Here is a 25,795-nt window from a genome sequence, read left to right on the forward strand (position 1 = left end):
CGACTATGCCAGTCTTCTGCTTTGCAGTTGGGACATGCGCTGCAAGTGACGGCGGTAAAACCATATGCAGGTGGAGAGCCAGCAACCACTTAAGAAGTATCCGCCTACGATATCACTTGGATAATGCACACCCAAGTAGATACGACTTATACCAATGGTCAGTATAAATACGGCGCTGGCAATAATCATCAGCACACGGCCCATAACAGTGGGTACATGTTTCCAGATTAGAAAGGCCAGTCCACCATACAGGCTAAATGCAGCCATGGAATGCCCACTGGGGAAGCTGTAGCCGCTCACTTCAATAATTCGGTTAATCGTAGGTCTGGCACGCTGGAATACCAGTTTGAGCAATGCATTTAACAGGGTTGAACCTGCAAGCACACAAGCCAGGAAGAGCAGTTCGCGTTTGTGTCGCAGGCAAACGTATAACACAATCATGGCGATGATGGTAATGAAGACCACTGGCATTTCGCTGCCGATCCAGGTAAAAAGGTGCATGAATTCTGTCATACCAGGGGATTCCAATCCCTGAATCCAGCCGATCAGCGTGTCATCAAATCGATGAATCTGGTTGTCGCTGATGGACAGGGCGATGCTTATAAAAGCGATCATGCATAACGCTGCAACGAGCAGCGGGAATGAGATATTCTTTTTCCAGTTGTGCATCAAATGTTGAGTTCCTCCGTGATGGTTGATTTCGTATGTTGTGTCCTTGTGTATCTCGGACATAACGATATTTGTATTGTGCTATAATTTTACAATAAATATAGCAGCAATAAAAATATGTAACCTTAACAACGCTTATTCAAGCAGAGAATGTAGGAGGAGAGCGGTCGGAATGAAACGACGTTTGGTGATGTGCATGTTGATCTTACTGTTGGTTACGTCTGGGTTAGCTCTATTTCCCGGAGAGAAAGTGTATGCTTGCAGTTGTGTTGAGAGTGATGTTCAAGAGAGATTGAAGACAAACACAACGGTATTTACAGGAGAAGTGGTGAAGAAGGGACGTTCTCAACAGTCGAAGCATGATGGCTTATTAAGAGAGTATACCTTTGATGTAGATACGGCATGGAAGGGGGTTAACGCCAAAAAGATGAAAATCCTCGCGAGTGATGGTGGGTCTGAATCCTGTGGCATTCAATTTGAAAAGAATCAGTCCTACCTGATCTATGCTTATCAATATGAAGTGGATCATAAGCTTCATACGAATCTGTGCAGCCGCAATGTTCCAAGTGAACAAGCCGGAGACGATTTGAAATTGCTGGGCGCGGGCAAGGTTGTAAGTAAAGAAGATTTTGGAGAAACCAATGATGGTGATGGGCGAACTGGGCCTTTCTATCTTATCTTATACAGTGCAGTCATTTTATTAGCAGCGTTGGCAATCGTGTGGATATGGAAACGAAAGAAAAGAATCTGATTGCCCAACGAAAAAAGAAGCCAATCCCCGTACAGAGCGTTAAGATCTATTGGCGCTCCATACGGGAATTTTTAGGAGTGGCGTCAAAATTGTATCCAATTGGAGCTGGGACTATCAATCTTATGAAACTATATAAATTGAACTAAACATTTACACAAAACGGAGAGGACAGAAAGAACTTGAAGAAGCGGAGCGTTCGCCTAAAAGCTTTCTGAAAGAAAGCTGCATCGGAAGCATACGCTATCACCGGATTTTCCCTTTATAAAAAGGGATCAAAAAAATCTGGGGATAACAGCGATCAGAAGGTTATTCTGTCATCGGAGTGGCCAGTGTAAATATTCTTTAGTTCAATTTGTATAGTTTAACTGCAACATGTATTCATAAGCTGTGACACCAAATACCCGTTTGAAATGACGATTCAGATGGGTCAGATCAACGAATCCGCAATCGGCAACAGCAGCATAGACGTCCTTCTGCATTTCAATGGATTGACGGGCACGCTCCACCTTGCAGTTTAAGAAAAACTGGTAGGGGGATATGCCTGCGTGTGCCTTGAATTCACGGATAAATTGAAACTTGGACATGCCAAATTCGGAGCTCAGATTGTCCAGCTTGAGCACATCTTCGGTGCTGCAAAACATGATTTCCTTGGCTTTGCGAACCAAACTGTCCTGAGGCAACCAGAGCTTGGTATCCATCTCCTTCTGAGCCAGAAGGTGAACCAGATCGAAGACCCGTTCGCTGCACTCGGCTTCGTTCTGTCTGAGTTGAACGGCATCGTTCAGCATCAGAATGTTACGTGCAAGCTCGGGGTCATAGACGATGGGACTTCCAAAACGCAATTCCTTTTTGCCTATAATCTCCTCTACCAATTCCGGCTTCAAATACAGCATCACATAGTCAATGCCAGCCTTATCATAGGAGCTTCCATCATGAGACTGTTCACGGTTGAACAACATGACACCATTTTGGTGAGACGCCTGATATTGTCCGTCCAGATTGTATTGTTGAATGCCACGCAGGGTTACGCCGATCGCATACTCTTCGTGGCAATGTTTTTTGTATGCAAAATCAGTAAAGCTGGCGGATAGTGCCAGCACGTCTTGCGACTTTTTATAGTTAAACCGTTCCATGCAGCACACCTCCCAAGCTTTAGATTAATCCGGATACTATAATGGCTGAGTATAACAAAAAAAGTGTCATGAGAATACTCAGTAATTTTTGGTGGCGATTCAGCAACGTTCTGAAAACCGTGCCAAAAACAACCCAGCTGGAATAGGCAAGAAAACCAATGAAGGTAATTAGCAGCACGAACAGAAACGATGAGAATGAACTTTGATAAAAGGGCAATACATAACTTGGAATGACAGTGAAAGTAAACAAGACGACCTTTGGATTCACAAATTGCATGATGAAACCGTTCCAAAATCCGGTAACTTGTTTTGGTGCATCCTCGGTGGTACCCATCTTATAGATCTGGTACGCCAGATACACCATGTACAGGCCGCCGACAATCTGCATCACCTTCAGAACTCCGGGTAACACTCCCGCAAGAAGATGATTAAGAAAAGCTGATGCGGTAAGCAGCAGACCAAATGCCAGCGTAGCTCCCCACACATATTGCATCGTTTGACGCGCCCCAACCTGCTGTACGGAAGAAAGAATTACGATATTGCTAGGGCCTGGGCTGAACGTAACGACGATGCAGTAGATTAAAAAAGATGCAAGATTCATGATGATGCTCTCCTCTGGTTGTAGTTTAGTTTCATGATCATACGTCCAAAGGGAGAAACCATATAGTACATTATTGCAGCAGGTACACGGTTAGCAACAGGAGCTTGCTTCTAAAAGATAAGGGGTGGTTTTCTTTTTGAATGATTGCGTTTACAATTTAGACGATGTACAAGGTGATCAGACGACTTGAGGAAGTGAACGGAATGAAAAAAATGCTACTTGTTTACATTTTGCTAATCTCAGCATTTGCGTTGTATGTATTGAGGTTTGAATACACCAGTCAGGTAAACAGTTCTTGGGAGGACCGGGGGCTGCGCGGCGATATCGGAGAGACGTATATCATGATTACATTCCAGTCCGGGCTGGAGTATTGGAAGAGCCCGCTCAAAGGTTTCGAGGATGCCGCGGATGCACTTGGCGTGACCGTAGAATATCGCGGGGCTACCCGGTATGATGCGAAGGAGCAGACCATGGTAATCGAGCAGGCTATCGCTCGTAAACCCGCAGGCATTGCTATATCTGCAATCGATCCTCAATCGTTAGTTCCAGCGATTAACAAGGCAATCGACGCAGATATCCCTGTTGTATTATTTGACGCGGATGCACCTGATAGCCAGGCCTATTCTTTTCTTGGGACAGATAATTACAAGTCGGGTGTAATGGCTGCCGATAAAATGGCTGAACTGCTGGGTCGTGAGGGAGAGGTCGCGGTATTAACCTTGCCCGGACAACAAAATCATGAAGAGCGCACGAAGGGTTTCCGCGATACGATCAAGGAGAGATACCCTTCCATGCAGATTGTTGAAGTTGCAGACGGACACGGTGATGCGATGGTATCCAGAGACGAAACACTGAGAATGATGAAGGAACACCCGGAGCTGGCGGGTATTTTTGTGACCGAAGCTACCGGAGGAGCAGGAGCGGGTGAAGCCGTTCAGACTGCCGGGGACAGACATCCATTGCAGATTATTTCGTTTGATACAAATAAGACTACATTGGATATGATCAAGAACGGTACGATCTCAGCTACAATTGCACAGGGAACCTGGAATATGGGATATTGGTCACTCCAATATCTGTTCCATCTGCATCACCAGTTAACGGTTCCTGCCCCATCCTCATCCGGTGAAAATGCACCGCTTCCCGTGATGGTGGACACAGGGATCTCTGTGGTGACACGCTCGGATGTGGATGATTACTATGCCAAATAACAAGGGGGATTTCAAGAGTCCAAGGCCTTGGAGCAGGAGAGCGATTCTCTCCACTTTCAGGAACGGGATTCGGCGTTTACGCTTGCGTAATATGCCCCTTCGGTACCAGCTGATGCTGCTTTTTCTGCTATTCGCCATTGTACCTTCCGTAGGACTTGGGTTGCTTGTGAACTGGACGGTGGAGCGCGTAGTTGAGCGACAGGTTGAAGGGCATACCATGCAACTGATTGGCAAAGTGAATGAAGCTCTGAACAGCAAAATGGAGAATTTGCAAAACATGACCTATCTGATCGCATTTGATCCGGATATTGATGCTTTTATGAACGACAAAATGCCACCGAATGATGTTGCAGGCATCGAACCGATGAACATGGACACCAATGCCGAAACGGAGCAAAATCGGTTATATGGCATCAAACAAACCTTGCAGGGGTTCACAACATTGTATCCTGAAATCGCCGGGATTGTTCTCGTCAATGCAAATGGTGACTATATTAGCAACGAGATGTATCCCCGAGTGGAACAGAGCCTGATCCAGGAAAATTGGTATCAAAAAGCTTCGGCCAATCCGGGCATCTTCATGGTATTGGGTCAGCCGAAAGAGCGTAATCTCACGACACATGTACGGTACAAGGATGATGAGATTGTATCGGTTGCACGTTCCATAACGGATGAATCGTCAGGACGTGTGCGGGGGGTTATTATGATTGATCTTAAACTAAGGTCGGTCTCTCAGGCTGCCCGTAATGTAACCTTGGGGAAATCCGGTTATGTGATGGTGACGGATGCAGAAGGTCAAAGTGTATACAAGCCGGAGCACCCGCTAATAGAACACATTCCCACAGACTGGTTCCCCTCCGGTGAGAGTGGAACGTTTACCGCCGATACAGAAGGTGGAACGTTATTATTCATGTATCAGTCGTCTACCTTTACAGGTTGGAGAACGGTAGGGGTATTTCCCACAAGAGACTCGATATCCGAAGTACGCCAAATCCAGTTTTACGTGGTTAGCTTTGTATTTGTGGTTTGTTTGTTTGGCCTGAGCGCCTCTTTATGGTTCTCCCGTTCTATTGCTCAGCCCATTTTCCGACTCATGTCCTACATGCGCAGGGCGGAGACTGGCAATCTCAGACCAGGCCGCTGGAGCGATCGCGCTGATGAGATTGGCATGCTTGGCAACAGTTATAACCGCATGCTGGCACAGATTCGACAACTGATATCACTAAATGAATTGCGGGAGCGGCAGAAGCGCGACGCTGAAATGCGGAGTTTGCAGGAGCATATCAAACCACACTTTTTGTACAATACCCTGGATACGATTCATTGGATGGCACGCAAAGAGGGTGCAGAAGATGTGTCCGGCATGGTTGGCGCGTTATCTCGATTATTTCGCATAGGGCTTAGTAAAGGACAGGATTACATTCCGCTGCATTCCGAGGTTGAGCATATGACCAGCTATCTGCAAATTCAGCAGACACGATACCGCGATCGTCTTCAGTATACATTGAATATTCCAGAGGAACTGCGGGACCTCTTCGTGTTAAAGCTGCTACTTCAGCCCCTAATAGAGAATGCAATCTATCATGGAATTAAGGGCAGGCGTGGGCCGGGACACATTTGGGTGGAGGCCAGATTGGAACATAACAGACTGCTGCTGACCGTTCAGGATAATGGAGCAGGAATGTCCAACGAACGGCTTGCCGAGATGCAGCATCTGCTTGAAGCTCCTCTAGCAAGTTTGGAAGCGTCTTCGCCTGGGATGACAGGCAAAAGTTATGGAATGTTGAACGTGCAAGCCCGTCTCCGGCTGTCCTTTGGCGATGAGTACGGTATTGAACTGGAGAGCCAGGAAGGTGAAGGAACTCGTGTGACCATCATTCATCCGTTGATGCGAGAGCTCCCACCAATCCAGCAGATCAATAATGAAGAGAGGCAGGAGAATGAATGGGAAAATTCATAAAATCGACCGTGACAACTTCCACTGGGATAGATGAGACATCCGAATCAACCAAGGTAATGGAGATTACGCCGGATAGCCACATGGCAAAGAAATACCGCGTGCTCATCGCGGATGATGAACCGATCATTCGTGAGGGGATTCGGGATGCCATTGACTGGACAACTCTCGGGATGGAAGTTGTAGGTGAAGCGGAAGATGGCGAGGAAGCGCTGGAACGGGCTGCTGACTTGGGTGTGGATATTGTTCTCGTTGATATGAACATGCCATTCCTGAACGGAATCGAACTAATCCGTGCCCTTCAGCAGAAGTGCCCGGGCTGTCGTTACCTGATCATCTCGGGACATGATGAATTTGCATATGCGCAGGAGGCGGTTCGTCTTGGCGTAGAGGATTACATCTTAAAACCTGTGCAAGCAGAACAATTATATGCTGCACTTGAGCGATTGCATCAGCGACTTACTGAAGAGCACCAGAGGACGGCATATGTACAACAGGCAGCTCATCAGATTGAACGTAATATCCCGTTGCTTCGCCAGCGATTTATGCTGGAGTGGCTGGAGGGGCAGGCTGAAGGGAGGGATCTGACGGAGCAACTTGTGTTTTTGCGGCTGCCCGCCGTCCCACCTGTGCAGGTCGGGGTCGTACGCTGGCCTGCTGCTGAAGCTCGTCAGACGATACTGAGAGAGAATGATCGTCAGTTGTTTCTGTTTGCAGTGGAAAATATAATTAGTGAACTTCTGGGGGACGTGCCTCATGTCCTGTTTCGGGACGTAAGCGGGTTGATCGGCATGTGTCTGTGGCAGGAAGCCCCTGAAGAAATAGAGTCCCTTCTGGAACAGCAGATCAGTTCTTGCCTGAATATTGCCATTCATGCTCATGTGGAGACACATGCAGGGACACTGGAAGAAACGCCGGATACGTACCGTCATTGCCGTGAAAGGGTATTCGGGGAAGTGCAGTTGTCACCTCTGGTTCGCCGGGCAAGACAGCTTATTCACGAAGAGTATGCCGAGCGGGAACTGACCCTGGAATCACTCGCTTCCCGTCTACAAGTATCTGCCGTATATCTTAGTCGTGTGCTGAAGAAAGAGCTGAATGATTCCTTTGTCACACTTGTCACGCATGCTCGCATTCGCAAGGCTATACAGTTATTAGATTCAACAACACTGCCGATCCACACCATAGCTGAGCGTGTAGGTTATGATACCCAGCATTATTTCAGCACTGCATTTAAGAAAACAATGGGCATTTCGCCTGTGCAGTATCGAAAGAACGGGGGGACGGCTTATCATCCTTCCGCGAATTAAATATCGTAATACAGTTGTTCATTCAGACGTGTGATAAATGAGATGGATATGTTCTACTTCGTGTGAAGCGAAGTGGAGCATGTCCTTTTTTTTGACTCTGGAATGGTATCTCGTGGATCAAACTTGTACTTTAAGCGTTTCCATCAAAAGTTAAATTTTTATAAAAAAGGTTCAAAACGTGCAAAGACCTTATGGCTTCTCCAATGCTACGATTGGTCTCAGATAGGAACAGCAAGCAACAGGATGCACTACATGCATTGTAAGCGTTATCTTATAACTCATTCAGAACCGTATGACGTGAGGAAAGGGGAACTTCATATGAAAAAAGGTGCAATGCTCATCTGGCTTCTGGTGATGACCTTGATGCTTTCGGCCTGCAATCTGGCAGAGAGTGGCCCAGGCAGTAAAGAAAAGGGATATGTCGGTATATCGATGCCAACCAAATCATCAGAACGATGGGTGGGAGACGGGGAGAACATGGTCCGCCTGTTTCAGGAGCAGGGGTACAAAACCGATCTTCAGTATGCTGAGGATGTGGTTGAGAATCAGATTTCACAGATTGAAAACATGATCACCAAAGGTGTGGATGTGATGGTCATCGCGTCCGTGGATGGCAACACATTAACGGATGTAATCAAGAAAGCGCATGACGAAGGGATACAAGTGATCTCGTATGATCGGCTCATTCGCAATACGCCATACTTAACCTATTACGCCACGTTCGACAATTTTAAGGTGGGTGTGCTTCAAGCCTCCTACATCGAACAAAAGCTTGGGCTCAAGGATGGAAAAGGACCATATAACATTGAGCTGTTTGGTGGCTCTCCTGATGATAATAACGCCTATTTCTTCTTCGACGGTGCGATGTCTGTGCTGAAGCCGTACATCGATTCCGGCAAACTGGTGGTACGCAGCAAGCAGATGACGATGGCCCAGATTGCGACCTTGCGCTGGGACGGGGCACTGGCCCAGTCACGGATGGATAACCTGCTGAGTGCGTATTACTCGGGTGATCATCTGGATGCAGTATTATCTCCTTATGATGGAATCAGTATTGGTATCATCTCATCCTTGAAAGGGATTGGTTACGGTACTTCGAACAAGCCGCTACCCGTTATTACAGGACAGGATGCAGAACTTGCCTCAATCAAGTCCATTGTGGCCGGGGAACAGACGCAGACGGTGTTCAAGGATACACGCAAGCTAGCGGAGAAGACGGTAGAGATGGCCAATAGCATTTTGCAAGGAAAACAGGCAGAAGTTAATGATGAAACATCATATAACAACGGAATTAAGGTTGTTCCGGCGTATCTCTTGGATCCGATCTCAGTGGACCGTACAAATGTGGAGCAGGATATCGTTGGTACACAGTATTACACGAAGGAAGAAATCGGACTGAAATAATAAATGAAAGGAGCACATCCCATGGCCGGAATCATTCTGGAAATGAAAAACATCACCAAAACCTTTCCTGGCGTCAAAGCGCTGGAAAATGTCAATCTGAAAGTCCGTGAAGGCGAAATTCATTCCATATGTGGTGAAAATGGCGCAGGTAAATCTACCTTGATGAAGGTACTGAGTGGTGTATATCCACATGGCACGTATGAAGGCGACATTTTATTTCAGGGCAAAAATTGTGAGTTCAAGAATATTAAGCAGAGCGAGGATCTGGGAATTGTCATTATCCATCAGGAGTTGGCCCTGATTCCCTACCTTTCAATCGCGGAAAATATATATCTGGGCAATGAGCGTGCCAGCAGAGGAATTGTCAACTGGAAGGAAACTTTTGTAGGTACACGAGAACTACTCACGAAGGTGGGACTGAGCGAAAATCCAAACACGCTGGTATCCAGCATTGGGGTAGGCAAGCAGCAACTGGTCGAAATTGCGAAAGCGCTCTCCAAAAAGGTACGACTGCTTATTTTGGATGAGCCAACCGCTGCACTGAACGAGGACGACAGTGAAAATCTGCTGCAATTGATGCTGGAATTCAAGAAACAGGGCATCGCCTGTATCCTGATCTCACACAAGCTGAATGAGGTATCCAAGGTATCCGATTCGGTGACTATTTTACGGGATGGCAAGACAATTGAGACGTTGGATATGAAGAAGGAAAAAGTGACGGAGGACCGGATTATTAGCGGAATGGTAGGACGTGATCTCACCAGCCGGTATCCGGAGCGTCATGCGACCATTGGTGAAATTATCCTTGAGGTAAAGGACTGGACGGTATATCACGAACATCATGCCGAGCGGAAGGTACTGGATCAGATCCATATGAATATCAGACGTGGTGAGATTGTAGGTATTGCCGGGCTGATGGGCGCTGGGCGTACCGAACTTGCCATGAGTATCTTTGGCAAATCCTATGGCCGGAATATTTCGGGTCAACTCATTAAGAATGGTAAACCGATCCACAACAATACCGTCACAGAGGCTATTCAGAATGGGTTTGCTTATGTGACAGAAGACCGCAAGGAATACGGACTCATTCTGATGGATGACATCAAGCGCAATATTTCCTTGACGGGTCTGAGCAAGCTGACGCGAAACGCGGTAGTGAACGAGCGTGAAGAAGTACTGGTGGCGGAAGAGATGAAGAAAAGCATGAACATCAAAGCACCAAGTATTTTGCAGAAGACCGGTAATCTGAGTGGAGGCAACCAGCAAAAAGTGGTGCTCAGCAAATGGATTTTTGCCGGACCGGATATTCTTATCCTGGATGAACCTACCCGCGGTATTGATGTAGGAGCGAAATTCGAAATCTATACGATCATTCATCGGCTTGCTGCTGAAGGCAAGGGCGTACTGGTAATCTCATCCGAGCTTCCGGAGGTTCTTGGCCTGTGTGACCGGATCTATGTGATGAATGCCGGGCGAATCACGGGTGAAGTCAGCCGGGAGCAAGCATCGCAGGAAACGTTGATGAGATATATGACCAAGTCTGGAGGCGGCAAGCATGGAAATGATAACAAAACTGTTCAAAAATAATATCCGTCAATACGGCATGATTATTGCCCTGGTAGTGATTATGCTCTTGTTCGAGGTACTTACAGGCGGGCTGTTGCTCAAGCCGATTAATATTACAAATTTGATTTTGCAGAACAGTTACATTTTGGTGCTGGCGATTGGAATGGTGCTGGTCATCATTACCGGGCATATTGACCTGTCTGTTGGTTCCATTGCAGCCTTTGTTGGTGCCGTTGCCGCGATTATGATGGTTGATTGGCAGCTTCCGGCTTGGCTTGCGGTCATCGCTTCTTTGCTGGTTGGGGCTTTGATCGGTGCATGGCAAGGCTTCTGGATCGCATATGTGCGAATTCCGGCATTTATCGTGACGTTGGCAGGCATGCTGCTATTCCGCGGCTTAACGATGATTGTCCTGGAGGGGCAATCGATCTCTCCTTTCCCGGGTGGATTCCAGAAAATAAGCTCGGGTTTCCTGGCAGACATTCAATTCTCGGGCTTCGGTCTGGTATCGATCATTGTGGGTCTTGTGCTCACCGTATGGTACATTGTCAATGAACTGCGGGAACGCCGTTCCCAGCGAAAATATGGATTTGAGGTTGTGTCACAGGGACTGTTCTTGCTCAAGTTGATTGTGGTGGCTGTCGTGACGAATCTGTTTACGTTTGTACTCGCAAGTTATGCAGGTATTCCGAATATCCTGGTCCTGCTCTTTGTCCTGATCGTTGTGTACTCCTTCGTTATGAATCGTACTGTCATGGGACGACATGTGTATGCGCTTGGAGGTAATGAGAAGGCCGCAGGTCTGTCCGGTGTCAAAACAAAAAAGGTAACCTTCTGGGTTTTCGTGAACATGGGTACGCTTGCCGCGGTATCAGGGTTAATCTTCGCCGCACGTCTGAATGCGGCTACGCCAAGAGCGGGTACCAATTTCGAGTTGGATGCCATTGCGGCCTGCTTCATCGGTGGTGCTTCCGCTTCAGGGGGCATAGGTACGGTATTTGGTGCCATCATCGGTGGTTTGGTTATGGGTGTGCTGAATAACGGGATGTCCCTGATTGGTCTTGGTATTGACTGGCAGCAGGGAATTAAGGGATTGGTATTGCTGCTCGCTGTAGCGTTTGATATCTATAATAAAAATAAAAGATCGGCGTAACACTTGATAAAATGAAAAAACAGACCTTGATCTCATCAGGATCAGGTCTGTTTTGTTGTATGCACAACCTATTTACATCAAGGCATCGAGGAAACGTGTGGCGATCCCAAAATAGATAAACAGGGACAAGATATCATTCAATGTGGTGATTAATGGGCCAGAGGCAACAGCCGGGTCGACTTTGAAACGACTAAGTAGAAGCGGGATGCATGTACCGGTCAGTGTACCAATGACCAGAGTGAGGAACAGAGATACACCAATAATGGCGCCGAGTAACCAGTCCCCTTGCCAGAAATAAGCGATGACAGTAATCAGCAATCCACATACCAAGCCAATCATTATTCCTACCTTGATCTCTCGACCAATCAGTGCGAGTACGGTGGCTTTGTCGAGTTTGCGTCCGATCAGTCCGCGTACCACAACAGCCAGAGACTGCGTTCCTGTGTTACCGGTCATACCTGCAATCATCGGCATGAAAAATGCCAGTGCTACAACCTGATTCAATGTATCCTCGAAGAAATCCACAATACTTCCCGAGATTAGACCAATCAATAGAAGCAAGATGAGCCAGGGAAGCCTGCGTCTGACGGCCACGAGTGGTTTGGTATCAAAGTCGATATCCTTGCTGCCACCCCCCATCTTGGCTAAATCTTCACTCGCTTCATCCATAATAATATCAATGACGTCATCCATCTGGATGATACCGCATAATCTGTGATTCTCATCCACTACCGGAAGCGCCATAAACTCATAACGCTGCAGAAGCTGTGCTGCTTCTTCCTGGTCCATATCTACCGTTGCATGGATCACCCGCCGGGTCATCAGTTCTTCAACCTGGGTCTTGTTGTCTGCCAAGGCGAGTGAGCGATAACTCACGACACCGACCAGTTTGCCTTCATTATCGGTCACATAGAGGTAACTGGAGGAGGATATATGCATGGTACCTTGCGATTGTCGCAAGGCTTCCTTGGCTGTCTCATGGGCGAGCAGGGTCCGATATTGATCTGTCATGATACGTCCTGCCGTTTCCGGCGGATAATTAAGCACGGACCGGATAATGGCAGAGTGGTCCAGATTCATGTTGGACAGCAATTCTTCTCTGCGTTTGGCAGGCAAATCGTGCATGAACCGGATCAGATCACTTTTGTCCATCTGCTGCATGACTTCAAGTGTTCGTTCCGGCCCAAGTCGTTCAAACAGTTGAATCTGTTCGTGCAGCTTCAAGGTCTCGGCAAGATCCGCCAGAGCATCAGGTTTGAACAGGAGCAGAAACCGATTGGTTTCTTCTTCAGGGAACTTTTTATATACAAGTGAGAGGTCGTAGGGATGCAGTTCTTTCACCAATTTATAGAAATCGGGAAGGTTCCGGGATTGCACATATTGCACGAGTTGTTCGGTGATCTCCTCTACGGAGAAATCTTTCTTGGTATGAGGTCCGTTCATATCGACACTCCTTTCTAAACGGTTAGCTTCATATTTTTAAACGAAATGGGCTGGCGGTTAAACAAATGAAGGGAAAAGAGCGCACCCAAAAATATTGTAATCTTGCTCAAACATTCGATATGGGCTTACAAACAGCCGCTGCAAGGATATACTTGTTGTATAGCAACAGACGAGGAGGACATGCGCTAGTGGAAGCAGATATTAGAACACAATTGCTCAGCATGGTTGAGCCGGAGTATCAGAAATTCTCGGCTGCACTTATTCCCAACATCACGAATGTACTAGGTGTAAGGTTGCCTGCCTTACGAAAAATTGCCAAGCAGCTTGCCGCCGGGGACTGGCGCACGTATCTGGAAACGGCAGAGGATGAATATTTTGAAGAAGTGATGTTGCAAGCAATGGTCATTGGACATGTCCAGGCTGATCTGGACGAACTGTTAAAGGCTATTGAAACATTTGTACCGAAGATTGACAACTGGTCGGTGTGTGACAGCTTCTGTGCGGGACTGAAATATACGAAGGTGCATTCGGAGCCGATGTGGGCTTTTTTGCAGCCCTATCTGAAATCAGATCAGGAATATGAGATTCGGTTTGGCGTGGTAATGCTGTTGAATTTTTATCTGAATGAGAGATATATTGATCAGGTTCTAACCGCATTGGATCAGATTAGTCACGAGGCGTATTATGTGAAAATGGCAGTTGCTTGGGCCATCTCAATGGCCTATGTGAAACAACCTGAGGTGACTCTGCGTTATCTGAACCATAATACCTTGGACGATTTTACGTATAATAAGGCCCTTCAGAAAATCACGGAATCTTATCGCGTTGATCCGGAGAGCAAGCAGATGATCCGCAGTATGAAACGTAAGGTGAAGAAGCAGGTTACCTCCTAGTCCTAACATGAAGCATTCCACCGCGGAGAGGGCGATAAACGAATGAGAAAAAAGTTGATGTACACTACGATGCAGTTGGACGGTCGTCCATGGGTGCTGCTCGCAACGGAACAGGGATTGTGCCGAGTGGTCATGCCCAACGAAACACTGGAGGACTGGAATGGCTGGTTACAGAAAGTTGCACCTGGCGTGGAACTGGAAGAGAACGAGCATGCGCTGAAACAAACAGGCATGGTGGACTGGCTGCAGTCCTACTTTGCAGGGGAACCGATGGCTTATACAGATGCAATCCCACTGGATTTGATCGGAACGAACTTCCAGCAGGAGGTATGGAGAGAGCTAGGGCGTGTGCCTTATGGTGAAATTCGGACCTATGGTGATATAGCTACTGCGATTGGAAGACCATCGGCTGTGCGAGCGGTTGGGGCTGCAAATGGGGCCAATCCAATTCCGGTTCTGCTACCCTGCCACCGCATTATCGGGGCTAATCGCAAGCTGACCGGGTTCCGCGGAGGTTTGGAGATGAAGCGCAGACTGCTGGATATCGAACAGATTGAAGGTGTGACCGATGGAGGGCATGCGCGGTTTCATTTTTAATGGAAGAGGGAACATAGAAGATTAAGGTGATATGGACAGGGCAGGCACTTCATTGTGTCTGTTTTTTTGCATGCATTAATGTAGCGTAATACAAACGTTCCGCATATGGAACACCAACGTTTTACGTATTTTTGCCCTGTGAACCCGTATGGTACCATAGATCATAGATCAATCGGTATCCGGAAGACGTAATGCCGGGTGAGAAAAGAGGAATGACATGATGAAGCAGGTTTATTGGTTAACAAACGTGACTTTGGAGCGGGGTTATGTTCAGGAGGGGGAACAGGTGACAGGGACACGGACAACCCTTGCTCATCTGCGAATTGAAGATGGAGTGATTGCGGCGATTGTGGAAGGAAACAACCCGCTGTCTAGCGATCTGCCACAAGTAGATGGCAAAGGACTTTTGCTGCTGCCTTCGTTCGAGGAGGCTCATATCCATCTGGACAAAACCTACTACGATGGGCCGTGGACAGCGGTTAAACGTATCTCTAGTATTTTCGATCGCATTGAGGAAGAGAAGGTTCTGTTGCCCAAGCTGCTGCCAGATGCAAAGCGTCAAGCGGAGAGCATTCTGACCTTGATCCAGGGGTACGGCTCCACTCATGTACGTAGTCATTGTAATATCGAACCCGTCAGTGGGTTGAAAAGACTGGAAGCGACGCGGCAGGCTTTGGAATCATTTTCGGGCAAAATCTCGTCGGAAATCGTAGCTTTCCCCCAGCATGGACTGCTTCGCTCCCATTCAGTGGAGCTTATGGGCCAAGCGATGAAGGAAGGTGCAACACATGTGGGCGGACTTGATCCTCATACGGTGGACGAACAGATCGAGAAATCACTGAATGCCATGGTTGAACTGGCTGTTCAGTACCAGGCGGGTATAGACATACATCTGCATGATGGCGGGCAGGCCGGTAAACAAACACTGCTGGAACTCGCTAATCTGACTGAAGCAGCAGGGCTTCAGGGCAAAGTTACGGTAAGTCATGCGTTCTGGTTTGCCCGCGCAGAGCAGCAGGAAGCAGAAGATATGGCGCAGCGAATGGCTTCGCTTGGTATGAGCATTGCTTCCACGGTGCCCATTGGCAGAACGATGATGCCTCTTCCCATGCTCCACCGTATGGGTGTGGACGTGAAGTTGGCCACAGACAGCCTGACAGATCATTGGTCTCCTTTTGGCAACGGGGATCTGCTTGAGAAAGCGGGACGCTTTGCAGAACTGTACGGATATAGTGACGAATTGTCCTTGTCTCAATCTTTGGCATTCGTAACAGGGGGGATCACACCGCTGGATTCACAAGGGGAACAAGTCTGGCCGAAGGTAGGCGACTCCGCGAGTTTTGTATTGGTGCATGCGAGTTGTTCGGCGGAAGCCGTTGCGCGGCGATCTGCGCGGCAGGCCGTATGGTACAAGGGGCAATTGGTCAGCGGATCAACAGCGGATTGAGGAAAATAGAGCGGGTACAGCCACGGGAAACCGTGGTTTTTTGGCATGGGGGAAAAAGAGGAAAGAAATGTTCGCATATACCACATTTTGGGTTATGATGGACGTAGTTAATGAAGGGAGTAATACAAATGAAGATTGAATACGCAACGGAAGCTGACTACGACTATATCATTGAAAGAGATCGGCATATCCATCAGTCACTTGTGAAAACGAAGATTTCTGAGAAAGAAATATTCATCTTATGGGACGAGGACGAGGGATCAAGAGTTGGATGGATGAGGTACGGTTACTTTTGGGACAACCTTCCCTTCATGAATATGATCTGGATTGATGAATCCTATCGAAACGGTGGAATTGGCAAAAAAGTGGTGCATCACTGGGAAAGTCTAATGAAGCAACAAGGCTTTGATACCGTGATGACTTCAACGCAATCGGACGAACATGCCCAACATTTCTATCGAAAGCTGGGATATATTGATGCAGGGGCTCTGTTGCTGGATACACAACCCTTGGAGATTATATTGATCAAGAAAATCTAGTAAATAAGCTGCAAGGAGAGAAAATTGTGGATATGGAGCAAGTGACGTTACAACCTATAACCAAAATAAATGAATTCGAATGCATCAACCTTAAACCGCGGGAAGATCAGCTCGATTTGGTCGCAAGCAATGCGGATTCATTGATCCATGCGACGAAGGAGATTACGTCCAAACCATATGGCATTTTTGCAGAGGATCAGATGGTCGGTTTTATTTTATTTGATAACGAGATCTACAATGACGGGTATTACTGGATTCTGCGCTTCATGATGGATGAGAAGTACCAGGGGAAGGGCTACGGTAAACTTGCCATTCAAGAAGTAGTTCGTATGTTGCAAGAGAGAAGTGACTGCCGGCAAATCAGGGTATCCCATGTTCCGCATAACATTGCGGCAAATGCGCTGTATAAGCGTATCGGGTTTCAAGAAACGGGTGAGTTGGAAGACAACGGTGATATCATTTTAAGTTATCAAGTGAGGTAACAGGGAGGGGAAGCTTGATGATAAGAGAGGCAGAAGCTAGGGATGCAGCGGTTATCGAAAGGCTGTATACAGAATTATTGCCAAACAACTTAAACACGAAGGTACTGGCAGAACGGATTGAAGAGGTTCGGAATAACCCAAACAGTTTCTTGTTGGTGTATGAAATGGATGATCAGGTGATCGGCACGGCTCATTTACATATTTGTCTGGATGCTTTGGTGGAAAATAGACCATTTGGCGTAGTTGAGCGGGTTATCATTACGGAACATGTGCAGAGCAAGGGATATGGATCTGAATTGATGAAACATATAGAGCATGTATGTGTGCAGAAAAAGTGTGTGAAGGTGTTTCTAACGAGCGGATCATCCAGAAACGAAGCACATCACTTTTATACGAAATTGGGGTACAACGGAGAATCCAGCAAGGCATTTAAAAAGTATTTATAACTTATAACATTCATCAAGGAAAAGGAAGTAGAAGCAAAGAAATGAAAGATAACAAACATCCGGTTCAAGATCTCCGACTCATCGTTACTTTGCTCGTGGCTACTTGTTGTTGTCTAGGTGTTGTGATGTATTTACGTGCCCAAACGGATACGAATATGTATCGATTTTTAAGTTGGGACATGTTCCTGGCATGGGTACCATTCATTATCTCATCCTGCATTAGATACATATTCAATAAGAAATTAACCACAACGAGTATGATATGTATGGGGCTGATGTGTGGAGTATGGCTCTTTTTTCTGCCCAATGCGGCCTACCTTTTTACGGAGATTCTGCATTCATTCAGATATTTTGATGCTCAAGGGGAGGTTAGATTTTGGGTTAATATTGATTTTTGGTATGGACTCACCCTGACGTTTGCCGTAGCAATTATCGGATTGCTGCTCTCAACTTGTTCGATCATTCAGCTCCACGGCATGTTAAACCAATTAGTTAATAAGTACATTAGTATGATGGTTATCGGTGTTATTTTGCTATTGAGCAGTATAGGGGTCTACATTGGCAGATTTAATCGGTGGAATTCGTGGGATGTATTATCCAGACCGGGAAAGATCTTCGTGGATCTTGTGAATGATTTCAATGCAGCGAACAGCATGATGGTTGAATTTGTCGCCATTGTATTTACGGTTCAACTTTTTGGATACGTTATTTTATCTCTGCTAACCGCAAGGTCTAGCAGTTCATCTTCATTGGAAAGGGCAAAGGATCTGAAATTATGAAGGTGATAACGCAGGAAATTACGGAAGAATTGTTGGCTGTGATGGATATGTACCAAAGAATCGCGTGGCAATTGATCGACCAACTGATATTGGAAACCGATCAGCCTGATCGGACGTCAATTCTTGAAGGGGCGTACCATTTGCTGTCCAATGCGGATGTAATCCATGGAGAAGAAGAATTAACGGGAAACTGGTATTTTGATGTTCACGGCGAGCACTGTATGTTCAAGAATACAAAAACAGGGCAGACATTAGAGGTTTTCCTCGGTAGTCCAGAGGATGTGGGCAACATGGACCCCTACTTTTTTTACAATTTTATAAAAACAACGCCAGAGCTTGCATACCTGACTTCGTATTTCGAGAATCCCTTTAAGGACATGTTGGATTTCTTCGAACGTATGGAGGCAAAGCATGTGTTAATTCATGTTCACGGGGTGGCGTATAGAAAGGTTCTTTAATTGCTGTACATGTAATTAGAATTGAGGAGGAATGACGTATGAGTTTAACGGAATGGTCTACAGATATTCTTCAATATGATCTGTCGGATGAATTTTCGATTCGCAAAGCTGATTTTGCCGAATGGGGATTATATTGCACGGTTTATTATGATATGCGTTATGTCGGATTTTTCAGGGAAGAAGAGTTTAGTTCTTCCAAGATCAGTGCGTACTGGATTTACAAGGGGGAAAGCAAAATAGGTGGCGTGAGAATGGAGCCTAACCGGATGTATCATTTGTTTTTTATCCCGCCATTCCAGCAGTGCTTTGAGGTATTGAAGCTTCTGAAGCATAAATTATTACAGTGGTCCGATCGCACCAAACGCATTCTGACCTTTGAGATTCTTCCAGACCAAGTTGATCTATACGCAAGAGCTGGATTCTGGCCAGTGGAGTTCAGATGTCGCTGGATGCAGCGGCCTACAGATCATTTTGAGATCGAGTGGGACAGCAGGGTAACCGTGAAGAGTCCAGAGATTATTGAAAGTGAAACCGGCACCAGAACATATGTGAATGAAGATGAGATTGCTCAATGTGACCTGGAGAGTTTTGCAGGAAGTCTTGAAGCTACACGAAGAAAACATACCACGCTTGCAGATTTTATTCCAAGCGATGACCCTAATTATACGAATGAAATTCTGACTCAAGCCTCCACGCTTGTATACGATAAGGAAACGGGGCAGCTTATTGCCAACTGTCGTCTTTGCCTGCAGGATAATCAGGCTGCTGTATACAGCATAGGGGTTCGGCCGGCATATAGAGGAAGAGGGCTTGCTACACTGATGTTACAGAGAGCTTTGAATGCGCTTAAGGGTCAGTATCCTGTCCTACGATTGTATGTGATGCAAGGAAATGATGCCGAGTCCGTATATCTGAATCTGGGATTTATTCCGGGTGTACAGGAGATTCAGACGATGTATATTCCTGAGGAGGAGTCACAATGAAGGTTGCCATCTTAACCGATATTCATGGGAATTTCCCTGCTCTTCAAGCGGTATTAGCTGATATCGATTCCAGAGGAGATGTTGAGCATACATTTTGTTTGGGGGATATGATCGGTATTGGCCCTTACTCCAATGAAGTGATCGAGATGTTGTACAGCCGTAAAAATATGATAGCGATTTCGGGGAATCATGAAGAGGCCGTATTGAGCTTACTCCAAAATAAGGGTCCATTAGAAGGACATAAAGGCATAGCTGAGCACCATGAATGGATTGGTCAACATCTAAGTGCAGAATCGATCAAGAGAATACAAGCTCTACCGAAATTCGTTGAAAAAGAGTTAGAAGGACGTCGGTTCCTTCTAACTCACTATCATATGAGCAACGACAAGTTGGATGTTATCGATAAAGAACCATCCGGAACCAAATTAGACGCGAAGTATCAGGGGACGACTAATGATTTGGTTTGTTTTGGTCATTATCATATTCTTCATTATTATAGGACAGATCAGCGGGTTTATATGAATCCGGGAGCTTTAGGCTGTAACGATCTTGCCATTTCCAGATATGGGATTGTGGATCTCCAAGAGGGCAAAACGGATGTGAAATTCCTTGGCGTTCCATATGACAATAGGGAGTATCTGCAATCGTATGAACGATTGAACGTTCCGGATCGGGCTTTTCTTTTGAAGGCATTCCATGGGAATCAGTTGGAGAGAGAGGGTGTATAGACTTGAGTAAACGTTCATAGCAATGTGCTGCTACTTGGAAAGGAGAGAGGTACATGGGAATGATCATTATGTTGGTGGTGTATCTGTTCCTCGGTATTTATGTTGTGAAAGTTGGAATAGATAACTCAAAAAATAGCCAGCACACCAAAGAAATATTATCAGAGTTAAGGGAAATTAAGGACCTATTGAAAGAGCGAAGGTAAAAAGGTGGGATGACTATGATTTACGATTTACAAGGTGAAGCCAATATGGAGCCTATTGTTGGAATGTTATTTTCCGCAGTAAAAGAGAATAGTCAGCGACTTCAATCGATTACTGAGGGGATGTCGCAAGAAGAGGTAGATTACAAAGGGGAACAGAACCAGTTTAATAGTACAGCTCAATTAATACGACATATTACGTTTGTTGATATGAATTGGGTTTATAGAATAAAGGGAGTTGTCCTTCCGCAGCCATTAATAGAGCAATATGGTCCCATGATTGATGAACATAATAGACTTCCGCTGATTCAAGGTGTATCACGTAACACACTTATCTCTCAATATGAGGGTGTATTAACCCTTCTGAAAGAAACATGCACACAAGTAGCAGATGCTGACCTAGATCGAGTAGTTACTTTTGGACATCAGAACGAAAAGCAAGCTACGGTACGTTGGGGGTTATGGCATATGGCTGACCATAACCGTTATCATCAAGCTCATATTAATCAGCTAAGAAAGTGGTTCCAAACACAAAATGATTGCTAACACATAGATAGGTCTATCTTCTAATACCAGATCTGAATGATATCACCACCTCCACTTAGCGGTTACTTCAGATCTGAAGTACACGTATAATAATATCCTGATCATGATTACCGAAACCGGCACCATAGATCGTTAATCCCCCTACGTTGGGGCTTTCCTCGTCAACCGTGAAGCGTAGCGTCCAGAACGGTTCGTCTAGTTTGACATCTTTGAGAGTAATGTCTGACATCCACTCACCATCCATATATGTACCAGAGGCATCAATGCGGATGGTCTTCAATAATCCATACTGATTTACATTGCGATGCCACCATTCCGGCGTATATTTGCCGCGTGCTGCTCTGCCAAAATCGGCAGGGCTTGTCCACGTTCCAAGAGAAATGCCATTGAAGGTGAAGCGAATATCCGAAGGCCAATGATCCCGCAATCCCGGAGCTTCAGACGCCAGTTCCATCGAAATTTCAATAGCATCGGTAGTCTGATTAGGTAGTACAAAGTTAGGTGTTTTATATTCAACATAGCCCTTCCCAAACCACAGGATAGCGGCGTGTACCCGCTCGGGATCAAGGAAGTAACGCGGATCATCCCATACGCCGATTTCTTTCTCAAGTGTCCCTAGCCCACAAGTAGGGTGGATATCAAAAGCAGTATAGTGCCCGACGGATATCGTCTGCTCTCTGGTTCGTGAAGTTCGGCTTGGGGATGGAAGCTCGATCTCAATCTGATTTTGCTTGAGGTAACATAATTTGTGTGTCCCTCCGTTGATCCGAACTCTTTTGCTCCCAATTAGACCCGCATCCTCCAGTTTGCGAATATGCATCGTGACAATGGAGGGACTAAGCTCTAATGCTGCAGCAATATCCTTCACATTCATTTCGCGATCTGCAATCATATCCATGATTCTCCATCTGACTTCGCTTGCAAGCGCCTCATATAAAGGAAGGAACTGGGGCTCCCCATTTGCTTTGATCATCTGTACAACTCCCTACCCTTAATCTTCTAAAATCACATATATATTAATTTAATAAAATTAACTCCAAGATGCAATCCAGATTCATTGCAAGTTTACACCCAATGGTGTTTAATTTTTATAGTTGTTACGAAGTTGAATTCTTATATTTGTGAATTTTATAATAAAAGGTGGAGTGGAGTAATGATATACAATAACCCTGTTGTAAAAGGTTTTTATCCAGACCCTAGTGTGATTAAGGTGCACGATACATACTATATGGTTTGCAGTTCTTTTCAATATTTTCCGGGCGTACCGCTCTTTGAAAGCAAGGATCTGCTGAATTGGAAGCAGATTGGTCACTGCCTGACTCGCAAAAGCCAGATTCAGCTCGAGACGGTGAACAGCTCTGGGGGTGTATTTGCACCAACGATCAGGCATAATGACGGACGTTTTTATATGGTCACAACCAACGATACAACTCATCAGAATTTCTATGTCTGGACGGACGATATTTACGGAGAATGGTCTGAGCCTATTTATGTGGATCAAGGCGGGATTGATCCCGATTTGTATTTTGAAGATGGCAAGACCTTGTTTATGAGTAATGGCGTTGATGATGAAGGCGTTGGCGGAATTGTCCAGTGTGAGATTGAGATTGAAACGGGCCGCAAACTTAGCCCAAGTCGTTCGATATGGAATGGGACAGGTGGAAGATATCTGGAAAGCCCGCATCTGTATAAAATGAACGGTTACTATTACCTGCTTGCAGCCGAAGGCGGCACCGAGTATGGTCACATGGTAACGTATGCCCGGGGAACTTCATCTTCAGGTCCGTTCGAAGCCTATGCACACAATCCAGTTCTGACTAACCGCAATCTGGGCGGTTATGAACTCCAGGGTGTGGGGCATGGTGATCTGGTTCAGGATGATCTGGGGAACTGCTGGCTCTTTCACTTGGGATTCCGACAGATTGGCCGATGGGCTACGTACCATCATCTGGGCCGAGAAGTATTTCTGACTCCGATCACGTTTGATGAAGACGGATGGTTTACAGCTGGGCATGCAGGCACAGCGCTGACGAGTTTTGAGACTAATCGTATTCCCGACACGGTGATTCAGCAGGACAAGAAGCATTATACGTTTGAAAATACAGACTGGAACCTCGAATGGTGTTACCTTCGTCATCCAAATACAGAGCATTATCAGCTTGAATCAGATAAGCTTACGCTAACAGGAACCGATGTAACGCTGGACGTTCCAGCATCCCCAACGTTCATCGGGCTACGTCAAAAAGACTTTAATGCAACAATTTCAGTCGATGTTAGTCTGACGAGTGGAGAAGCCGGGATCACGATCTACATGGATGAGAATCATCATTATGAAGTGGCTATTCGTGGGCAGCAGGACGGTTATAAGGTGATCGAGCGTCTAAATATCGGTGATATCAAATCGATAGAACATGAAGTGGATCTGGGAAATAAACAGCATGCAACGCTGGTGATCCGCTCAAGCCACGAACGCTACAGTTTCCTGTTTCAAGCAGATGGTGAAGAGATTCTGCTGGGCACGGCTCAGACGAGATACCTATCCTCGGAGGTGGCAGGAGGTTTTACAGGCGTGCTCATTGGTTTATACGCAAGTGGGCAAGATGCTTCAGCTGATTTTACAAATTTCAAGTGTGATTATCAATGAGAAGTTAAGGGGCGGGCCTAAGGGTCCTTCTCTTTTTTACACAAACAACATGATGCGACCCTTCAGGATTATGTGGGGTTTTATATTAGTTTTAACAATGATGAGGATAGATACTATTGTACGAATACATGATTGAATCCCGAAAACAAATAGAACTGGGAATAAACAATGATGATTTTGCATGATCTCTATATGGCATCACTAATAATCTAATGTAACAAAAGGTTAAGAGAACGTGTTATTTAATTATATAGCTTGAGTGAATAACCAAGGAGGAGTTGTATGGAGGATCAATGGAGAATCGCAAAGTATGATCCGAAATGGCGTGATTTGTTTCTTGAAACGGGTTCGAAATTAAGAGAGGCATTAGGAGAAAAGGCCGTGCGGATTGACCATGTTGGGTCCACTTCAATTGTTGGTATAGATGCCAAACCCATCATAGATATACAAATATCTGTTTCCCAGTATGAAAATTTGTTGGACTACAAACGTGAGATCGAAACAGTCGGATTTGTATTTAGAGCAGAAAATCCAGATAAGACTAAACGTTACTTTCGTGAAGAACCCGGAAACAGAAGGATACATATACACGTTAGACAGGCAGGCAGTTTCTCCGAGCAGATGACCTTACTGTTCAGAGACTATTTAAGGGAGCACCCAGAAGATTGTTTGAACTATGCGGAAGAAAAGCACAGACTCATGTCACTGTATAAAGATGAGCGTCCCAAATATGTTGAAGGAAAAGGGCCAACGGTGTGGAGGATATTACAGAGAGCACATAGTTGGTCTCAAGAAATCGGATGGCAACCGGCAAAATCTGATGTATGAGCACATCCAATGAATAGAGATAACTTACTTGGAGTGATGAGATGAACATGGGAAGAAAGCTAATGACAACGCTTCTAACCATCATTTGTTTTACTTTGGCTGCAAGTCTCATATCGATGAATGAATCGTACAGTTTTGATTTTTACATTCTAATTTATCTGTTATACGCGACTCCCTTGATCCTGTTGATCGGGCTACCTTTATCGATATTGCTAGACTATCTGCTCAGCCGAATACAATTCCCTAATCATGTGTTGTATCTAAGTACGAGGATATTAGGCTATGCATGTGCTGGAGTTTTGGGCATGTACATCTATTATCTGGTCATGGGCGCAGGAGAAGCAATCTTGGATTTCAAAGAGACGTTAGTTCTGACCTTATTTGGCGTTCTTGCTGCTATTCTATTTGTACTGATTGATATGGGATTGGAAGTTTTGTTAAAAAAGCAAAGAAGAAAGAGTTGAATTAAATTGATTTGTCAGGAGGAAAGGAAAATGACAACGCATTGTGCACTTCTAATCATTGACGTACAGGTAGCGATGTTTGATGAAGCAGATCCCGTTTATCAAGGGGAACGATTGCTTCAGAAGATCCAGGTATTAATTGCCAAGGCCCGTGAAGCAGGGCATGCCATCATATATATCCAACACAGCGAAGGGTCAGGCAGTCCACTGGAACGAGGAACTCCGGGGTGGGCCATTCATCCATCCATTGCACCTATAGCTGGTGACCTCGTTATTGAAAAGGAGACACCGGATTCGTTTCACAAAACCGATCTGCATCTGAAATTGCAAGATAATGGCGTGAAGGAGTTAGTCCTTACGGGAATGCAGACCGAGGTATGTGTAGACACGACATGCCGCAGAGCATACAGTCTGGGATACACGGTCAATCTGGTTCAAGATGCGCACAGCACATGGAATTCAAAGACACTTCAAGCAGAGCAGATTATTGCACATCACAATACGGTACTGAGACTGTTTGCCAACGTGGTGGATACGGAGAATGCGCTGTAATGCTAGGAAAA

28 protein-coding genes are annotated in these 25,795 nt (G+C 45.8%); 23 read left to right on the top strand and 5 right to left on the bottom strand.

Annotated elements, in window-relative coordinates; translation table 11 throughout:
- Positions 1-3: 3 nt before the first annotated feature.
- A complete protein-coding gene (locus QVE09_RS21890; RefSeq protein WP_315938485.1) occupies positions 4-669 on the bottom strand; it encodes a phosphatase PAP2 family protein in 666 nt (221 codons plus the stop codon).
- A gap of 172 nt (positions 670-841) precedes the next feature.
- Here QVE09_RS21890 and QVE09_RS21895 point away from each other — a divergent pair, with 172 nt between their 5' ends.
- Positions 842-1,420 carry a hypothetical protein gene (locus tag QVE09_RS21895; protein ID WP_315938486.1) on the top strand — a complete coding sequence of 193 codons (579 nt, stop codon included), beginning with the start codon at positions 842-844 and terminating at the stop codon, positions 1,418-1,420.
- Between the two features lie 347 nt (positions 1,421-1,767).
- Here the strand turns inward: QVE09_RS21895 and QVE09_RS21900 are convergent, their stop codons facing one another.
- Positions 1,768-2,553 (bottom strand): AraC family transcriptional regulator, encoded by a 786-nt coding sequence (locus tag QVE09_RS21900; RefSeq protein WP_315938487.1) that lies wholly within the window; start codon positions 2,551-2,553, stop codon positions 1,768-1,770.
- A 19-nt stretch (positions 2,554-2,572) separates the two neighbouring features.
- Positions 2,573-3,154: a LysE family translocator gene (locus QVE09_RS21905; protein WP_315938488.1), complete on the bottom strand. Its 582-nt coding sequence runs from the start codon at positions 3,152-3,154 to the stop codon at positions 2,573-2,575.
- A 203-nt stretch (positions 3,155-3,357) separates the two neighbouring features.
- Here QVE09_RS21905 and QVE09_RS21910 point away from each other — a divergent pair, with 203 nt between their 5' ends.
- From QVE09_RS21910 to mmsB, 6 genes are all read left to right on the top strand, one after another.
- Positions 3,358-4,365, top strand: a complete 1,008-nt coding sequence (locus QVE09_RS21910; protein WP_315938489.1) for a substrate-binding domain-containing protein — start codon at positions 3,358-3,360, stop codon at positions 4,363-4,365.
- 91 nt (positions 4,366-4,456) lie between these two features.
- A complete protein-coding gene (locus QVE09_RS21915) occupies positions 4,457-6,325 on the top strand; it encodes a cache domain-containing sensor histidine kinase (RefSeq protein ID WP_315938589.1) in 1,869 nt (622 codons plus the stop codon).
- Positions 6,326-6,333: 8 nt separating this feature from the next.
- A complete protein-coding gene (locus QVE09_RS21920) occupies positions 6,334-7,632 on the top strand; it encodes a response regulator (protein ID WP_397387081.1) in 1,299 nt (432 codons plus the stop codon).
- Positions 7,633-7,950: 318 nt separating this feature from the next.
- Positions 7,951-9,036, top strand: a complete 1,086-nt coding sequence (gene chvE, locus QVE09_RS21925; protein WP_315938490.1) for a multiple monosaccharide ABC transporter substrate-binding protein — start codon at positions 7,951-7,953, stop codon at positions 9,034-9,036.
- Positions 9,037-9,057: 21 nt separating this feature from the next.
- The gene (gene mmsA / locus QVE09_RS21930) at positions 9,058-10,623 is read left to right on the top strand and encodes a multiple monosaccharide ABC transporter ATP-binding protein (RefSeq protein ID WP_315938491.1); all 1,566 of its coding nucleotides are present in this window, start codon (positions 9,058-9,060) and stop codon (positions 10,621-10,623) included.
- Positions 10,592-11,755: a multiple monosaccharide ABC transporter permease gene (mmsB, locus tag QVE09_RS21935; RefSeq protein ID WP_036674453.1), complete on the top strand. Its 1,164-nt coding sequence runs from the start codon at positions 10,592-10,594 to the stop codon at positions 11,753-11,755. Before mmsA ends, mmsB begins: the two co-directional genes overlap by 32 nt.
- Positions 11,756-11,827: 72 nt before the next feature.
- On the opposite strand, the gene mgtE is transcribed toward mmsB, so the two are convergent.
- Entirely contained in the window at positions 11,828-13,198 is a 1,371-nt protein-coding gene (gene mgtE, locus QVE09_RS21940) for a magnesium transporter (protein ID WP_315938492.1), read from the bottom strand.
- A 188-nt stretch (positions 13,199-13,386) separates the two neighbouring features.
- Between mgtE and QVE09_RS21945 the strand changes: the two genes are divergently transcribed.
- From QVE09_RS21945 to QVE09_RS22000, 12 genes are all read left to right on the top strand, one after another.
- The gene (locus QVE09_RS21945) at positions 13,387-14,091 is read left to right on the top strand and encodes a DNA alkylation repair protein (protein WP_315938493.1); all 705 of its coding nucleotides are present in this window, start codon (positions 13,387-13,389) and stop codon (positions 14,089-14,091) included.
- Positions 14,092-14,133: 42 nt separating this feature from the next.
- The gene (locus QVE09_RS21950; protein ID WP_315938494.1) at positions 14,134-14,688 is read left to right on the top strand and encodes a methylated-DNA--[protein]-cysteine S-methyltransferase; all 555 of its coding nucleotides are present in this window, start codon (positions 14,134-14,136) and stop codon (positions 14,686-14,688) included.
- Between the two features lie 220 nt (positions 14,689-14,908).
- A complete protein-coding gene (locus QVE09_RS21955; RefSeq protein WP_315938591.1) occupies positions 14,909-16,135 on the top strand; it encodes an amidohydrolase in 1,227 nt (408 codons plus the stop codon).
- A gap of 128 nt (positions 16,136-16,263) precedes the next feature.
- Complete coding sequence (locus QVE09_RS21960) at positions 16,264-16,674, top strand: GNAT family N-acetyltransferase (RefSeq protein WP_315938495.1); 411 nt, start codon at positions 16,264-16,266, stop codon at positions 16,672-16,674.
- Between the two features lie 32 nt (positions 16,675-16,706).
- Positions 16,707-17,156: a GNAT family N-acetyltransferase gene (locus QVE09_RS21965; protein ID WP_315938592.1), complete on the top strand. Its 450-nt coding sequence runs from the start codon at positions 16,707-16,709 to the stop codon at positions 17,154-17,156.
- A gap of 17 nt (positions 17,157-17,173) precedes the next feature.
- Complete coding sequence (locus tag QVE09_RS21970; RefSeq protein ID WP_315938496.1) at positions 17,174-17,602, top strand: GNAT family N-acetyltransferase; 429 nt, start codon at positions 17,174-17,176, stop codon at positions 17,600-17,602.
- Positions 17,603-17,643: 41 nt separating this feature from the next.
- Positions 17,644-18,381 (top strand): DUF1361 domain-containing protein, encoded by a 738-nt coding sequence (locus QVE09_RS21975; RefSeq protein WP_315938497.1) that lies wholly within the window; start codon positions 17,644-17,646, stop codon positions 18,379-18,381.
- Entirely contained in the window at positions 18,378-18,839 is a 462-nt protein-coding gene (locus tag QVE09_RS21980) for a DUF6896 domain-containing protein (RefSeq protein WP_315938498.1), read from the top strand. Before QVE09_RS21975 ends, QVE09_RS21980 begins: the two co-directional genes overlap by 4 nt.
- Positions 18,840-18,877: 38 nt before the next feature.
- Positions 18,878-19,822: a GNAT family N-acetyltransferase gene (locus QVE09_RS21985; protein ID WP_315938499.1), complete on the top strand. Its 945-nt coding sequence runs from the start codon at positions 18,878-18,880 to the stop codon at positions 19,820-19,822.
- The gene (locus QVE09_RS21990) at positions 19,819-20,550 is read left to right on the top strand and encodes a metallophosphoesterase family protein (protein ID WP_315938500.1); all 732 of its coding nucleotides are present in this window, start codon (positions 19,819-19,821) and stop codon (positions 20,548-20,550) included. Before QVE09_RS21985 ends, QVE09_RS21990 begins: the two co-directional genes overlap by 4 nt.
- Positions 20,551-20,603: 53 nt before the next feature.
- The gene (locus QVE09_RS21995) at positions 20,604-20,753 is read left to right on the top strand and encodes a hypothetical protein (protein WP_167483655.1); all 150 of its coding nucleotides are present in this window, start codon (positions 20,604-20,606) and stop codon (positions 20,751-20,753) included.
- 15 nt (positions 20,754-20,768) lie between these two features.
- Positions 20,769-21,296 carry a DinB family protein gene (locus QVE09_RS22000; RefSeq protein ID WP_315938501.1) on the top strand — a complete coding sequence of 176 codons (528 nt, stop codon included), beginning with the start codon at positions 20,769-20,771 and terminating at the stop codon, positions 21,294-21,296.
- A 67-nt stretch (positions 21,297-21,363) separates the two neighbouring features.
- Here the strand turns inward: QVE09_RS22000 and QVE09_RS22005 are convergent, their stop codons facing one another.
- Positions 21,364-22,269 (bottom strand): ArsR/SmtB family transcription factor, encoded by a 906-nt coding sequence (locus QVE09_RS22005; protein ID WP_315938502.1) that lies wholly within the window; start codon positions 22,267-22,269, stop codon positions 21,364-21,366.
- A gap of 180 nt (positions 22,270-22,449) precedes the next feature.
- Between QVE09_RS22005 and QVE09_RS22010 the strand changes: the two genes are divergently transcribed.
- The 4 genes from QVE09_RS22010 to QVE09_RS22025 all read left to right on the top strand — a co-directional run bounded on the left by QVE09_RS22010 (position 22,450) and on the right by QVE09_RS22025 (position 25,784).
- Positions 22,450-23,940: a glycoside hydrolase family 43 protein gene (locus QVE09_RS22010; protein WP_315938503.1), complete on the top strand. Its 1,491-nt coding sequence runs from the start codon at positions 22,450-22,452 to the stop codon at positions 23,938-23,940.
- A gap of 282 nt (positions 23,941-24,222) precedes the next feature.
- Complete coding sequence (locus QVE09_RS22015) at positions 24,223-24,768, top strand: GrpB family protein (protein WP_315938504.1); 546 nt, start codon at positions 24,223-24,225, stop codon at positions 24,766-24,768.
- 62 nt (positions 24,769-24,830) lie between these two features.
- A complete protein-coding gene (locus QVE09_RS22020; RefSeq protein ID WP_315938505.1) occupies positions 24,831-25,232 on the top strand; it encodes a hypothetical protein in 402 nt (133 codons plus the stop codon).
- 30 nt (positions 25,233-25,262) lie between these two features.
- Entirely contained in the window at positions 25,263-25,784 is a 522-nt protein-coding gene (locus QVE09_RS22025; RefSeq protein ID WP_315938506.1) for a cysteine hydrolase family protein, read from the top strand.
- The last annotated feature ends 11 nt before the right edge of the window (positions 25,785-25,795 follow it).

Origin of the sequence: Paenibacillus sp. ClWae2A, assembly GCF_032452295.1 — a bacterium.
GTDB lineage: Bacteria > Bacillota > Bacilli > Paenibacillales > Paenibacillaceae > Paenibacillus.